The sequence below is a fragment of the Ruminococcoides sp. genome, from assembly GCF_057037865.1.
Genome location: NZ_DBLZMS010000010.1, coordinates 28641 through 44580 on the forward strand (window position 1 = coordinate 28641; position 15940 = coordinate 44580).

11 protein-coding genes are annotated in these 15940 nt (G+C 43.3%); 2 read left to right on the forward strand and 9 right to left on the reverse strand.

Annotated elements, in window-relative coordinates:
• The first annotated feature begins 71 nt into the window (after positions 1 to 71).
• Positions 72 to 1406 (forward strand): MATE family efflux transporter, encoded by a 1335-nt coding sequence (locus AC2HW8_RS09080; protein WP_101070165.1) that lies wholly within the window; start codon positions 72 to 74, stop codon positions 1404 to 1406.
• Positions 1407 to 1639: 233 nt separating this feature from the next.
• Here AC2HW8_RS09080 and AC2HW8_RS09085 read toward each other — a convergent pair whose 3' ends face one another.
• The 8 genes from AC2HW8_RS09085 to AC2HW8_RS09120 form a co-directional block, all read right to left on the reverse strand.
• Positions 1640 to 2794 (reverse strand): 3-phosphoglycerate dehydrogenase family protein, encoded by a 1155-nt coding sequence (locus tag AC2HW8_RS09085; RefSeq protein WP_101070164.1) that lies wholly within the window; start codon positions 2792 to 2794, stop codon positions 1640 to 1642.
• 87 nt (positions 2795 to 2881) lie between these two features.
• Positions 2882 to 3967 (reverse strand): 3-phosphoserine/phosphohydroxythreonine transaminase, encoded by a 1086-nt coding sequence (gene serC / locus AC2HW8_RS09090; RefSeq protein WP_015522906.1) that lies wholly within the window; start codon positions 3965 to 3967, stop codon positions 2882 to 2884.
• 152 nt (positions 3968 to 4119) lie between these two features.
• Positions 4120 to 5055, reverse strand: coding sequence for an orotidine-5'-phosphate decarboxylase (gene pyrF, locus AC2HW8_RS09095; protein ID WP_484327452.1), 936 nt, complete (start codon positions 5053 to 5055; stop codon positions 4120 to 4122).
• A 248-nt stretch (positions 5056 to 5303) separates the two neighbouring features.
• On the reverse strand, positions 5304 to 6284 hold the full coding sequence (locus tag AC2HW8_RS09100) for an aldolase catalytic domain-containing protein (protein WP_021882881.1): 981 nt from the start codon (positions 6282 to 6284) through the stop codon (positions 5304 to 5306).
• 197 nt (positions 6285 to 6481) lie between these two features.
• Positions 6482 to 7747: a dihydroorotase gene (locus AC2HW8_RS09105; protein ID WP_118102284.1), complete on the reverse strand. Its 1266-nt coding sequence runs from the start codon at positions 7745 to 7747 to the stop codon at positions 6482 to 6484.
• 25 nt (positions 7748 to 7772) lie between these two features.
• Complete coding sequence (locus AC2HW8_RS09110; RefSeq protein ID WP_484327453.1) at positions 7773 to 9752, reverse strand: hypothetical protein; 1980 nt, start codon at positions 9750 to 9752, stop codon at positions 7773 to 7775.
• A 305-nt stretch (positions 9753 to 10057) separates the two neighbouring features.
• Positions 10058 to 11887, reverse strand: a complete 1830-nt coding sequence (gene glmS, locus AC2HW8_RS09115; RefSeq protein WP_484327454.1) for a glutamine--fructose-6-phosphate transaminase (isomerizing) — start codon at positions 11885 to 11887, stop codon at positions 10058 to 10060.
• 18 nt (positions 11888 to 11905) lie between these two features.
• Positions 11906 to 13783, reverse strand: coding sequence for a polysaccharide biosynthesis protein (locus tag AC2HW8_RS09120; RefSeq protein WP_337566885.1), 1878 nt, complete (start codon positions 13781 to 13783; stop codon positions 11906 to 11908).
• A 240-nt stretch (positions 13784 to 14023) separates the two neighbouring features.
• Here AC2HW8_RS09120 and AC2HW8_RS09125 point away from each other — a divergent pair, with 240 nt between their 5' ends.
• Entirely contained in the window at positions 14024 to 14869 is an 846-nt protein-coding gene (locus AC2HW8_RS09125) for a metallophosphoesterase (protein WP_337566883.1), read from the forward strand.
• A 226-nt stretch (positions 14870 to 15095) separates the two neighbouring features.
• Here the strand turns inward: AC2HW8_RS09125 and AC2HW8_RS09130 are convergent, their stop codons facing one another.
• Complete coding sequence (locus tag AC2HW8_RS09130) at positions 15096 to 15929, reverse strand: AraC family transcriptional regulator (protein ID WP_021882875.1); 834 nt, start codon at positions 15927 to 15929, stop codon at positions 15096 to 15098.
• Positions 15930 to 15940 lie beyond the last annotated feature (11 nt).

A 15940-nucleotide genomic window follows, 5' to 3' on the forward strand; every position in this document is an offset into this window, starting at 1 on the left:
TTGCGACAAAGTTATGATACAATCGTTTGAATGGTCTGTGAAAAATATAAATTTGAGGGTAAGGAAGTTTTATGGCAACATCAATTTATGCAAAACCTATTAAGGCAAAAACGATTCTGAAATTCACTTTGCCAACCGTTCTTATGATGGTTTTTATGTCACTTTACACGGTTGTTGACGGAATCGTTGTTGCAAACTGTGTCGGAAGTGACGCATTGTCCGCAATCAATATTGTATATCCGTTCACGCTCGTATTTATGGCTGTGGGCTTAATGTTTTCAACAGGCTCAAATGCCATAATCGCAAAGAAAATGGGAGAAGGCAAACAGGAGGAAGCAAACCGACTTATGTCCGGTGTTGCAATCACGGCAACGGTCATTTCTGTTATCATTGCTGTGCTGTTCACAATTTTTGCCGAACCTATGTACATGATGTTCGGCTCAAACGAAAAAATTCTCCCCTACTGCATTGACTACGGCAGCGTTATGATTCCGTACGGCTTTGTAATGTGCTGGCAGATGCTCAACCAATCGTACCTTGTAACAGCGGACAAGCCACATATCATGCTTGTTTTCTCGATACTGTCGGGTTGCACAAACATTGTGCTTGACATTCTTTTTATGGCAGTGTGGGATTTTGGAATAATCGGCGCAGGACTCGGCACAATCATCGGAATGGCTGTGGGTGCAATTCCGCTTTTGCTCTTTTTCAACAAAAAGCAGACTCTGCACTTTGGCAAGCCTGAATTCAAGGTCAGTGAAATCCTCTTTGCAATGGCAAACGGCTCGTCAGAGGCTGTGACAAATCTTTCAACAGCCGTGACAACAGCGCTGTTCAACATTCAGATGATGCACTTTGCAGGCGCAAAAGGCGTTGCGGCTATAAGTGCTATTTTGTACATTCACTTTATTTTCACTGCGGTTTCGTTTGGATTCACTTCGGGAGTTTCACCCGTCATCAGCTTTAACTACGGCGCACAAAACCACGAAAAACTGCAAAAGCTGTTCAAATTATGCATAAAAATCACGCTGATAATTTCGGTTGCAATGATTACGGCATCTGAATTTTTTGCAGAACCGCTTGTCGGAATTTTCTCGGCAGGCGACGAAAAAATTCAGCAGATTGCACTCAGCGGATTCAGAATTTTTGCAATAAATTATCTGTTGTGCGGAATGAATATTTTCGCATCGGGACTTTTCACCGCACTCAACAACGGCAAGATTTCAGCCGTAATTTCAGTTGCAAGAACGCTTGTTTTCGAGTGTGCCGCAATGCTGATTTTGCCGATGTTTATAGGCATAAACGGTGTATGGTCGGCATTGCCCGTTGCAGAATTGTGTGCCGTTGCAATTTCCGTAACATTTATAATTGCCAATGCAAAAAAATACCATCTGGTAAAAGTTTAATATATAGCGATACGTAGCGGCGATCAGTGATCGCCATTTGATTTGGCTGCAAAGCCAAATCAACCATACACCAATATTTTGAAATACGGTCGAACCGATTTTGCAATCGTTTCGATTGGCGTTCACTGAACGCCGCTACATATTTAGATTCACACAAACAAAAAGTCCGAACATTTTGCGTGTTCGGACTTTTTTCATAGATTAAATTTTCAACGATTAAATTTTAATTAAAATCAGATTGCACGAACTCTGATTACGCCGTCAACTGCTGCGATTTTTGCAAGGTCATCTGCACCGGCGCCTGCAACATCAATAATTGTGTAAGCATAGTCGCCACGGCTTTTTGAAAGCATATTTTCAACATTGCCGCTGATCTGTGTGAGAACCTTTTTGAGAAGCTCGGGAACATTCTTGTGAGCAACGCAGAAACGGGTATCGTCAGCATTTGTTCTTGCAAGTGAAATTGCAGGATAGTTTACGGAGTTGATGATGTTACCGTTCTCGAGATACTCCTTAACCTGATCACAAGCCATAACAGCACAATTTTCTTCACTTTCGGGAGTTGATGCACCGAGGTGCGGGAGGCAGATAATATTCTCTTCACCGAGGATATCGTCTGTTCCGAAGTCTGTAACATACTTGGCAACCTTGCCGCTCTTAACAGCCTCAAGAACAGCTGTTGAATTAACAAGACCGTCACGGCTGAAATTGAGAATACGAACACCGTCTTTCATCTTGGCAATCATATCGGCATCAACCATATCTCTTGTGTCGTCAGTAAGCGGAACATGGATTGTGAGGTAGTCGCAATTTACCATAACATCTTCTGCGCTCTTCATGAGCTTAACTGTAGGAGCAAGCTTGAGAGCGTTGCCAACAGACATAAACGGGTCAAAGCCGATTACATTCATACCGAGAGCAACAGCGGCATTTGCAACAAGAATACCGATTGCTCCAAGACCGATAACACCGAGGGTCTTACCCTTGATTTCGGGACCGACGAACTGACTCTTGCCCTTTTCAACCATCTTACCAACAGCTGCACCGTTGCCCTTGAGAGTCTTTGCCCATTCATAACCCTCAATAACCTTACGGTTTGAAATAAGAAGTCCTGCGATAACAAGCTCCTTAACAGCGTTTGCGTTAGCACCCGGTGTATTGAAAACAACAATGCCCTGCTCGCTGCACTTATCCTTCGGAATGTTGTTTGTGCCTGCACCTGCTCGTGCAATTGCAAGGAGGTTATCGGCAAATTCCATATCGTGCATTGCGGCACTTCTTACAAGAACTGCGTCAGGGTTCTGAACATCGTCACCGTATTTATAGTTATCACCGAGACGGCTTGTGCCGATAGCGGCGATTTTGTTTAATGTAAGAATGTTATACATCAAAATCAATCCTTTTTAATTTTTTATTTTAAGAATTTACAATAACAGGCGAACAGCGTTCGCCCGTTATATCATAATATTCAATAATTACTTGTTTTCAGCCTCGAACTTCTTCATAAACTCAACGAGTTTTTCAACGCCCTCATAAGGCATAGCGTTGTAAATTGAAGCTCTCATACCGCCGACTGTGCGATGACCCTTGATATTAACAAGACCGTTTTCAGTAGCCTCTTTAACGAATTTAGCGTCAAGGTCAGCGTCACCTGTAACGAACGGAACATTCATAAGCGAACGATCCTCGGGAACAACAGTACCCTTGAAAAGCTCTGAAGAATCGAGGAAACCGTAGAGAAGGTCAGCCTTCTTCTTGTTGATTTCATACATCTTATCAAGACCGCCAACCTCGTTCTTAATCCACTCAAGAACAAGCTTTGCAATGTAAATTGTGTAGCAAGGCGGTGTGTTGAACATTGAACCGTTGTCAGCGTGAGTTTTCCAGTTAAGCATTGTAGGAGTGATATCCATAGCGTTGCCGATAAGATCCTCACGAACGATAACAACCGTAAGACCTGCCGGAGCCATGTTCTTCTGTGCGCCTGCATAGAGAACGCCGAATTTTGAAACATCAATCGGTCTTGAAAGAATACAGGAAGAAATATCTGCAACGAGCGGAACATCGCCTGTGTCGGGAAGCTCGTGATAAACAGTACCGTAAATTGTGTTGTTCATGCAGATGTAGAAATAGTCGGCGTCCTTTGTGAATGTTGAAGGATCAAGCTTTGGAATGTATGTGAAGGTCTTGTCAGCCGATGAAGCAACAACATTAGCCTGACCGTAACGGGCAGCCTCTGCATGAGCCTTTTTAGCCCACTGACCTGTGATAACATAATCAGCCTTACCGCTCTTTGTCATAAGGTTCATAGGGATAGCCGCAAACTGTGTTGACGCACCGCCCTGAAGGAAAAGAACCTTGTAGTTGTCAGGAATGTTCATAACCTCTCTCAAAAGAGCCTCGGCACCCTCAATGATTGTACCGTAAATTTTTGAGCGGTGTGACATTTCCATAACGCTCTGACCACTGCCTTCGTAGTCGAGCATTTCTGCCGCTGCTTTTTTAAGCACAGACTCAGGCAGCATTGAAGGACCTGCCGAAAAATTATATACTCTTGCCATTTCTGATATCTCCCTTTTTAAAGAAAATTTAAAAATATAGTTGTAAAAATAAATACATTTAAATTATACGCTTTTAGCACGCTAAAGTCAATAAATTCATAGCACTAAAGCATAAAAAACGAAAAATTTCGTGATTCTGTTGTGCAAATGAATCAGCCAAGCTTAATTTTGCCGATGCAACCAACGATTTCATCTCTCATACGCTCAGCCTCTTTACGAGCGGCAACGGCAAAATCATCTTCTGTAAGCCCCTGCTTTTTCCCTGCGCACATAATGCCGCGGCTTGAGTTGATGATTGCACCAAGACCGTTTTCGTCAAATGCGTTTTTAACATCATCGGCACCGCCGCCCTGAGCACCGTAACCGGGAACAAGAAAGAATGTGTGCGGAAGTTTTGCTCTCATTTCACCGAGCTGTTCGGGATATGTTGCACCCACAACTGCACCTACTGCCGAATAGCCGTGCTTACCCATAAGGTCTTCGCCCCAGCCTTCGCACATCTTGCCCATATGCTCATAAACGCTCTCATTTGTTTCAAGCTTCATATCCTGAAGTTCGCCCGAGCTTGGGTTTGAAGTTTTTACAAGAACAAAAATGCCCTTGTCATCCGAATCGCAAATTTTTGCAAGCGGCTTGATACCGTCTGTTCCGAGGTAGCCGTTTACCGTGAGTGCGTCTGCACCGAATGCGTCAATACTTTCGCCTGCAACATCTGTATGACCGAGGTGTGCCGTAGCATATGCCTCCATAGTTGTGCCGATATCGTTACGCTTGCCGTCTGTGATAACGAACATACCCTTTGACTTTGCATAAGCGATTGTGTCGCAAAGAGCCTTAACACCCTGCCAGCCGTACATTTCATAATATGCAGCCTGTGGCTTTACGGCAGGAACAATATCATAAAGTGCGTCAATAAGCGCCTTGTTGAATTCAAAAAGTGCAGCAGCCGCACCCTCAAGCGTCTTGCCATACTTTTCAAAGCATTTTGTTTTGATTGATTCGGGAACATAGTCAAGCTTAGGGTCAAGACCTGCAACCGTAGGATTCTGCATTTTTACAATATTTTCGATAAGTCTGTCAAATGCCATAGTGATTCTCCTCATTTTTTGTAATGTAAAAACAATTTGTTCGTTCATATTTTGATTTAAACAATGTCATTGCTTAACCGTAGCGGCGGTCAATGACCGCCAATCGTTTTGGTTGTGAAACCAAAACGAATAAACAACAAATGTATTGTTATATCGTGGTTAATTACTTTAATTCAAATCATTTGTATGGTCGAACCGATTTTGCAATCGGTTTGATTGGCGTTCAATGAACGCCGCTACAAATTTAATTAGCTGTTGATAATATCATAAAGTTCATTTGAGAACTTGTAATAATCCTGTCTGTCCTCTTTTACGAACTGAATTGCAGGACGGGGATGTGTGTTGTACTGACCTGTGAGAAGGTACGGAATATCGTAACCCCACTTAACGCCCTCAGCCTTAAACTTGTGGGTGTACTCCTCAATGATTTTGAGAATAGGAGCAACCTGATACTTCGGGTTCTTGAGGAAACCGAGGAGAAGTTCAAGCGCACAGTTGCCTGCGCCTCTGCCCATGCCGTCAACGGTTGCGTCAAGGTAGCTGACACCCTGAGTCATAGCCTCAATTGTGTTGGCAAAAGCAAGCTGCTGGTTGTTGTGAGCGTGAATACCGACCGACTTGCCGTACTTGTCGGCAATTGAGCAGTAAAGGTCTGCAAGTCGTCTTGACTCCTCGGGATAGAGTGCACCGTAGCTGTCAACAATGTAGAAAGCGTTTACTGGAGTTTTGCCGAGAGTTTCAAGAGCCGCTGTAATATCCTCGGTTCTTGCCTTTGAAACAGCCATAATATTGATTGTTGTTTCGTAGCCCTTCTTTGCAGCGTCCTCAATCATTTCAACAGCCGCAGGAATTGCGTTGATGTATGTTGCAACTCTGATAAGGTCAATCGGGCTGTCCTTCTTTGCGATAATATCCTTCTTAAAATCTGTTCTGCCGACATCAGCCATAACAGCGATTTTAAGAGGAGTCTTGTTGTCTCCTACAATTTTTCTGATATCTGCATCGTTACAGAATTTCCACTTACCGAAATCTTCTTCGTTAAAGATTTCCTTTGATGCCTTGTAGCCGAATTCCATATAATCAACACCGGCTTTAACATTTGCATTGTAAAGAGCCTTGATAAATTTGTCGTCAAATCTGAAATCGTTACAAAGACCGCCGTCACGGATTGTTGCGTCTACTACTCTGATGTCCTGTCTTACCGACAGGAGGTCACCCTTCTGTGCCATAATTTTACTCCTTTATGTTAAATAAATTTTCTGTTTATTTACCGACAGTCATTGACTGCCATTTTAACCGATTGGCGAACACGGTTCGCCGCTACAGTATATCATTATCTTTGTTTCATTTATATAATTTGTTTTAACAACAATTTCGCACTATTACTTGCGGGCGGATAATATCCGCCCCTACGGGTTTTATTTGCTCAATCTTCAAAAACTACCTTACCGCCGAGGATTGTCTTTTTGACCTTACCTGTGAGGGTTCTGCCTTTAAACGGGGTGTTTTTGCTTTTGCCGTGAAGTTTACCAGCATCAACTGTCCATTCTTCATCGGGATTTATAAGAACAACATCGGCATTTGCACCGACTGAAAGAGTGCCTGCGTTGATTTTCAAAATCCTTGCAGGATTAACACTCATCTTCTCAACAAGCTGTGAAAGCGTCATTCTGCCTGTCTTAACCAGGTATGTGTTGCAGACCGCAAACGAGGTTTCCATGCCGATTGAACCGTTGGGGGCTTTTACAAAATCAGCCTTTTCCTCGGGTGTGTGCGGTGCGTGGTCGGTTGCTATGGCATCAAGTGTGCCGTCACAAAGCCCGTTGATAATCTCGTCAACATCAGCCTGAGTTCTGAGAGGCGGATTCATTCTGTAATCAGCGTCACCTCTTAAAAGCTCCCTGTCCGTGAGCGAAACATAATGAGGAGCGGTTTCGGCGGTCACCTTAACACCTCTCTTTTTGGCATCACGGATAAGCGCAACGCTTGTTTTGGTGCTGACATGGCAGATATGAATAGGCTCGTTAAGAGCGGCGGCAAGTGCAATTTCTCTTGCAGTTCCGCAGTCCTCGGCACCGGCAGGGATTCCCTTGACACCGAGCTTTTCCGAAACCTCGCCCTCGTTAATTTTACCGCCGTCGGCAAGAAACAAGTCCTCGCAATGTGCGACAATTGTCATGCCGAGCTTTGGAGCTTTTTTCATTGCGTCACTCAAATACTTTGTGTTTTCAACAGGTCTGCCGTCATCGGTAAGTGCTATTGCACCTGCACTCTTCACAGCGTCAATGTCTGTGGGTTCTTCGCTTTTAAGCCCCTTGGTAACGCTTGCCGCAACATAAACACGGCTGTCGGCGTCTTTAGCTTTGTCAAGAATATACTTTACAATTTCGGGGCTGTCGGTTGTCGGGTTGGTGTTAGGCATTGCAAGCAGGCTTGTAACACCGCCTGCGGCAGCCGCCTTGCATCCCGTGATAATATCCTCTTTGTGAGTCTGACCGGGATCACGAAGATGCACATGCATATCAACAAATCCCGGAACGGCACAAAGACCGTCTGCGTCAATAATCTCTCCGTCTGATGTAATGCCGCTGCCGATTTCGGCAATCACACCGTCCTTTATGAGAATATCTGTTTTTTCGTTAAGCTTGTCGGCAGGGGAAACAACCACTGCGTTTTTAATTAGCATTTCCATGTTTTTCCTCCGTTAAGAAAAGAAATTATCTTCTCTTGTTTCTGTTTGCAGGGCGGCGATTCTGCTGTGGGCGGCGGTCGGTTCTGCTGTGAACCTGAACAAGTCCGTCACTCTCGCCTCTTTCGGCACGCATTCTTGCACGCTCTGCCTTTTGTCTTTCTCTCTCTCTTCTCTCTTCCTCTGCCTTTTTGCGTTTGGCAATCGCACGCTTACGCTTTATCATTATTGAAACATTCTTGCAGAAATATCCGCAGTGAATGCCAAAATTCTTAACTCCGCCTGCAAAGCCCCTGAGAGCGTTACCGATGTTTTTGCCTACATTGGCAAGAACCTCTTCCGTTGACCGTTTATCATTCGGTTCACCCTCGGTTTCTTTATTATTCTCTTTTTCAAGAGCGTTCTGCTTTACGGTTTCTGCTTTTCTTTCAACCTCGCCGATAACATCAAAATCCTCGGCATCTCTGAGGTCTGAGCTTTTGATAACCCCCATTGACTTTTTAGGAGCTTCGTCAAAAAAGTCATAACCGCTGTCAAACTTGTTTTTCTTAGCCTTTGCCCTTACAAGCTCCTCATCATCAACCTCTTCCCCGGTTTTCTCCTCGGGATCGTCACTGCCGAAAATGATGTTTGCGTACTTGTCAACCTTTTTTTCAAGCGGATGCTTTTGTTCGGAAACCTCCTCGGTTTCTTCAACATCGGCATCGTCCTCACGGTCGATATCGTCAGGCTCGCTTGTTTCAAAAAGATCGTGTTCGGGTTCGGGAATAACGAGTGTAGGACCTGACGAAGAGCTTATGTCCTCGTGTTTTTCAGGTGTTTCTGCGTTATCTTTTTTGTTTTCGTCAATTTTTTCGGGTTCAGTCTCTGAGGTATCTGCTGCGGTAGGCTCCTTTTTTTTTTCGTCCTCCGTGCTGTTTTCCTCGTAACCGTAGTTGTTTTTATATGCCTCACGCTCAAGCTCACTCTTGTAAGCCTTTGCGGAGTTGATTATCTCGTCAATTTCTTTTTCCTTGGCATCATCCGTGTCATAACCAAAGTTTGAATACTCACTTGTAATTTCTTCCGGTTCTTCCATGTTTTCGATTATCGGCTCGGGAGCATATCTTCTGCCCGGCGAAGCCGGTTCTTCTTCAACTTCTTCCGCATATTTCTGCTTTTTTTTTGAGCGTTTATCGGGCTTTTCGGGAGAATCGTCAAAATTGTCAATGTCGTAGTCCGTACCCTTTTCACCGAGTTTATACTTGACTGCAAGCTCCTCAAGAATAGCGTTATTCTTCTTAGCCTTTTTATGCTTTCTGATTCTCACGGCAAAAATTATGATGAGAACAATCAAAATAAGGATAATAACACCGCCGCCGATGATTATGTACGGAATAAATCCCTTTGAAAACGGCAGGTCGCTGAATTTTACCGAAGATACAATTTTGGAAAAAGTATCGTAGTCAACGGTTGTAACATCACCCTCTGTTCTCTGCATTGTGATATTAATGTTCATACCGTCATAAACCGTGTTGGCAACAAAGGTTTTCACATCGCCCTTACTGCTCTGAGCAGTTGCGTCAAACACAAGCCACACAGCTTTTTCTTTTTGGTCGGGAGTACAGCTCAGATACTCGTCGGAATTAAGAAAATTGTTGCGTATATTTGAAAGCTCGCTTGAAGAAAGCTGAGCATAGTTGCCGACATTCTCGCTGCTCTCATTTTTTGTCATTGTCACGGTCAGAATAACCGATGACATATTATCCATACCCTGAAGATAGATATTTCCGTTCTGAAAGGTTTTCATTGTTGTGTCATAATCAAGACCGAAAACGGAAAAATATTTATCTGTGCTTTTACTGTCCCTTGTAACAGCGCTCATACCGTCAGGCATTGAAAGCGTCATATCGTCAATCTGCGGAATCTCGTAATCTTTTGTTGCGCCTGAACAGGCAAAAATACCGCAAAATACCGTTACGGCACAAATTGCAAGCGTTACAGCTCTTTTAAAAACAGTTTTCATCATGTCCGTATATTCCCCCGAAACTAAATTAGATTCATCAATACTGCTTTTTAGAATGTATATCTAATTAATTATACATAATCTGTCAAAAAAATACAAGGTTTTTACCGCTGAAATTTGAAAACAAGAGTAAGTTATGTAGGAGCGTTCATTGGACGCTCTTACAATTAAGCATATACTTTCATATAAATAAAAAATGGTCGGGCGACAATGATTTGCATCTTGCAAACTGCCTTCCCGACCATAATTTTACATTTTCAATTTTCAATTTTCAATTTTCAATTTTCAATTAAAAACAAGACTGCCGTTTATTCTACAGTAACCGACTTAGCAAGGTTCTTTGGCTTATCGGGATCAATACCTCTGTTGATTGATGTGTAATAAGCAAGAATCTGGAGCGGAACAACCGCTGTAATCGGCATAAGAAGCTCGTCTGTATGCGGAATTTCGATAACATAATCCGCAACACCGTCCTTGAGTTCTCTTGCACAGGCATCTGTACAAACAAGAATAACCTTCGCTCCTCTTGACTTAACCTCAACAACATTGCTGATTGTCTTGGGGATAATACCTGTCTGAGTTGCAACGGCGATAACGGGAACATCCTCGTCAATAAGCGAAATTGTGCCGTGCTTTAACTCGCCTGCGGCGTAGCTTTCTGAGTGAATGTACGAAACCTCTTTGAGCTTGAGCGAACCCTCCATTGAAAGGGCATAATCAAGACCTCTGCCTATGTAAAGCAAGCTGTCGGTTGCAACCAGCTTTGTGGCAACGAACTTGCAGGTATCCTCGCAGTTGTCGATTACATACTGAACTGCCTCGGGCATTTTTGTAAGAGCCGAAACAAGTCGCTTGCACTCGGCTGTGCTGATTGTTTCCTTTGCAAGAGCAAGCTCAAAGGCAAAGAGATACATAACGGAAAGCTGTGTGATGTATGCCTTTGTTGACGGAACGGAAATTTCGGGACCTGCGAGTGTGTAGATGAGCATATCCGCCTCACGGGCAATTGAACTGCCCTTTGCGTTTACGATTGCAAGAGTTTTTGCACCCTTCTGCTTTGCAAGACGCATTGCGGCAAGGCTGTCAGCTGTTTCGCCCGACTGTGAAATGATGATTACAAGGTCGCCCTCGCCTACAATCGGATTTCTGTAACGGAACTCAGACGCAATGTCAACATTTACGGGAACTCTTGCGATATCCTCAATAACATACTTGCCGACCATACCTGCATGCATAGCAGTACCGCAGGCAACGATTGTGATATTTTTGAAATTCTTGATTGTTTCCGTTGTTATGCCGCATTCCTCAAGAAACGGAAGTCCCTCTTTGATTCTCGGCATAATCGTTGTTCTGATAGCCTCGGGCTGTTCGTTGATTTCCTTAATCATAAAGTGCGGATAACCGCCCTTTTCGGCAGCCTCCATATCCCAGTCGGCTGTCTGAAGCTCCTTTTCAATCGGATCAAGGTGTTCGTCAACGAACGAAACACCGTCAGATGAAAGTGTTACGATTTCATCATGGGCAAGAAGATAATAATCCCTTGTGTACTGAAGAATTGCGGGAACATCGGACGCAATAAAGCACTCACCCTCTGCAACACCTACGATAAGAGGACTTTCACGGCGAACCGCAAAAACTCTGTCGGGGAAATCCTTGAACATAATTCCGAGTGCGAACGAACCCTTAAGCTCAGCCATTACACTGTCAATTGTTTCAAGAGGATTTCCGTTGTATTTATAGTCGAGGAGCTGAGCAACAACCTCTGTATCTGTGTCGCTTAAAAAAGTTCTTCCCTTTGAGATGAGGAAGTCTTTAAGCTCCATATAGTTTTCAATAATACCGTTGTGAACGATTGTAACCCTTGTACCGCTGTGTGGATGTGAGTTTACATCCGAAGGCTCGCCGTGGGTTGCCCAACGGGTGTGACCTATGCCGACATGACCTTTCGGAGTGCCGACCTCTGCAAGCTTATCCTTTAAGTCCTGAAGCTTACCCTTGGTCTTTACGGTCTTGATTTCTCCGTTATCAAAAACCGCAATACCTGCCGAGTCATAGCCTCTGTATTCAAGCTTTGTGAGAGCATTAACAAGCACCTCACTGCAATCCTTAGGTCCTACATAACCTACAATACCGCACATAAAATTTCTCCTTTTCGGTTAATCATTGACCTTGTGGCAAAAAGTAGGTACAAGTTCTGCCAAAAGTTCAACTGTCTTTTCACTGTCATTGTTTTCTGCGGTTTTTTTGAGAACCTCAAGCTTTGACAGCATATCTGTTTCGTCTATTTTAATTTGATTTCCTATGAAAATTTTCTTGTTCTGTGTTGACTTAAGACCTTCTTCGTCCATAAGAAGCTCCTCAAAAAGCTTTTCACCCGGACGAAGTCCCGTGAAAATAATCGGAACATCTTTGTACGGAACCTTACCGTACATTCTGATAAGGTTCTCGGCAAGGGTTGTAATCTTGACGGGAGCACCCATATCAAGAACAAAAATCTCACCGCCCTTTGCCATTGCACCTGCCTCAAGAACAAGCGAAACAGCCTCGGGAATAGTCATAAAATATCTGATAATATCGGGATGTGTTACAGTAACGGGAGCACCGTTTTCAATCTCACGGCGAAACAGCGGAATAACCGAGCCGTTTGAGCCGAGAACATTACCGAATCTTGTTGTTACAAATTCGGTATTGGTGCTGTGCTGCGCCTTGTACTGAATAATCATCTCGCACGCACGCTTTGTTGCGCCCATAACATTTGTCGGATTAACAGCCTTGTCGGTTGAAATCATAACAAACTTCTTTGCCTTGTACTTTTCTGCAAGGGTTGCAACATTGAATGTGCCGAAGATGTTGTTCTTTACAGCCTCCTCGGGAACGGTTTCCATAAGCGGAACATGCTTGTGAGCGGCAGCGTGGAATACGAGTTCGGGGCGATATGTCTTGAAGATAAGCTCCATTTTGTCGTAATCACGAACCGATGAAATAAGCGTTACAAGGTTAAGCTTTGTGCCGTATTCAAGCACAAGCTCCTGCTGAATGTCATATGCGTTGTTTTCGTAGATATCAACAATGATGATTTGTTTCGGATCATTCTTTGCAATCTGTCTTACAAGCTCACTGCCGATTGAACCGCCGCCGCCTGTAACAAGACAAACCTTTCCGTTGATAAGGTCATGAATCTCCTTTCGGTCAAACTCAATGGGTTTTCTGCCGAGAAGATCCTCAATCTTGATTTCCTTTGCCTGTGAAATAAGCTGTGTATGCCCGTCATCAAACAAAAGCTCACCGAGATAAGGGATAATCTTGATTTTGCACTCTGTTGCGGAACAGTAGTCAAGAATCTTCCTCTTCTCATCTTCCTCACATGACGGAACTGCAACAATAATATTGTCTATGCGGTATTCATCACATATTTTAACAATTTCGGGACAGGTTCCGACAACGGGGATTCCTTCGATTTTCTGATTCAGCTTTTTCAAATCATCATCGACAAAGCATACCGGAATGATGCTTTTTGAAGGATTATTAACATCACCCTGCTCTTTCGCATTGTGAATTTCACGAACAATCATTCTGCCGGCATTGCCTGCGCCCACAATAAGGGTGCGCTCTCCGCCCTCTGCCCTTCCTGCCTCGGTAAGGTCAAGAAAAGCCCTTCTGAAAACAAAACGGAATGCAAGAATTCCGACAAGGGCTATTGCGAAATGTACTATACAAAAAATCTTTCTCTGCGGAATCTGCAAAAACAACGAGATTACAAAGCCGAGCGTAAACCCCGAAAAGATGGCAATTCCGCACACAATATAGTCCTTTGCGTTAAAGTATCGCCACAATTTTGAATATGTTCCGCTTATATAAAGCGTAAACAGACACATGACAAGATCAATAACAATATAGCTCAACAAGCCTTTGCTTGAAGCAGTACCTATGTAACCGACAAGTGAGAGAATATAATTTGCAAGAATACCGCTGACAACGATAATAAACACATCTGCGAGAGCCAGAAACATCTTACGCAAATTAATCTTCTTCATAACCCATACCTCTTCTGTTTAACTTTGTGTAAATTTCCCGAGTAACATATAAATACAATTATGATTTATTATACAACAGTGCAAAAGGAATGTCAAACAAAGCAATTCCTAAATCAACTTAAAATCCGACAATCAAAGCACAAGGAACAGTAATAATCAGACTTGTTCGACACACATTTGTTGACAACCGCACAAAACGAGCCTAAAATAATACCATACTTAATATGAGCGGTGAATTGAATGAAAAAATTTTCGATAATCCTCGGAGCAATAATACTTGTGCTGTTTGTGACTCTCGTAATATGGGGCGTTTACTGTGACAACACAATTGCAATCACAAATTACTGTGTAAACAATACTAAGAACGATGCAAAGCTGAAATTTGTTGTCATCACGGATTTGCACAACAAGGAATACGGAGAAAAGAACGCAGACCTTGCAGAGCTTGTAAAGGAACAAAATCCCGATTTTATTGCAGTTTGCGGAGATATGGTCAACCGTGGCGATCCCGACACAACGAAGATGAAAGATGTGCTTGAAAAGCTTTCAAAAATTGCACCCACATACTGCTGTCTCGGCAACCATGAGCGTGACAATGCCGCCAAATTCGGAACGGATTTTAAAAGCGAAACAAATTCAACAGGCACTGTATTGCTCGATAATGAATACATAAAATTCACCAAAAACGGCAAGAGTGTGCTTATCGGCGGAATGAGCGACTACCCTTATTATGAGTTCTACACTCCCGATGACGATGTTCCGTCAAGAACGCTGTGGGAAGAATTTGCCGAAAAAGCAAAGAACAATTTCACAATTCTTCTGCACCACCAGCCCGAATACATTGCCGAGGACGCAAAGAAAACCGACATAGACTTAATCGTCTGCGGTCACACCCACGGAGGACAGATTCAATTGCCGTTCATCGGCGGAGTAATCGCTCCGAATCAGGGACTTTTTCCGAAATATGACAAAGGCGAATTTGACCTTGACGGCACAAAAATGATTGTCTGCGCAGGTCTGAGCAACACCGTATTCATCCCCAGAATCAATAATCAAGTTGAAATAGGTGTTGTGACGGTTGTATAACATCGGTTCTCCCCTACAAGTATACATTTATTTTCATAAAAAGCAAAAATTGCATCAATGCCGTATTCGGGCATCTGATGCAATTCTTTTATCCGAGTATCTTCTCGAATAGATTGCGGTGGCACACCGCCGACCGCAATTTTCAATTTTCCATTTTCAATTTTCAATTTAAAAAGCTCTCGCCTTGAAGCGACTGTTTTCACGAACCGAGAACGGTGGCTCGCCGTCAGTTCTTCTCACTGTAATTCCTAAGTTCCGCAGGAGTTCTGCCGTATTCGGACTTGCAGAACAGGATAAACGAATTTACATTTGGAAAACCGTTTTCAATCGCCGCCTGTCTGACGGTGATTTTTTTGTTTCTCAAATCATCAATAGCGTGTTCAAGACGAACACGGCGAAGATACTTTGAAAATGTTTCCTCTGTTTTATCCTTAAAATATTTTGAAAAATGAGCAGGCGTCATGCCTACATAATTGGCAATTTCATTGAGCGTGATTTCGTGTTTGTAATTATCGTGCATATATCTGATAGCACTTTTGGCGCAGTCAAAATCATCAGCCTGAGAACCGTGAACATATTGTATATCGTTGTCAATGCAATCACGGATGAGATAGTACGCAACGCTGTACATCACCGCTCTTACCTTCATGCTGATAAGCTTGCTCTCGTACTCTTCATATCCGTGGAATATGTCCATTGCTTTTCTGATAAACTCAAGAGCTTCGCCCTCGGGTTGTTTGAAACTCGGCACAATATGCGGATCGTCAACATACGGTGCAATTGCCTTTGGAATGATATTGAGCATAACAGCCTGAGTATCCTCACCGATGTCCTCATAGGAATGAACCTCCTGACTGTTAAGAACATAGACATCGCCCGCATTGAGAATAATTTCACAGTCAAGCTTGTTAAGCCTTACCTTACCTTTTTTTATATAGGAAATTTCATATGAACCATGCCACCTGAGTCCCGATTCAAAGGCAACTTTTCTGTCCGGATATCTTGTAACCCTGCCGCTGTAATACGGCTCGGGCGGTAACAACACCTTCTTGTACTTCATGGTTTCACCCT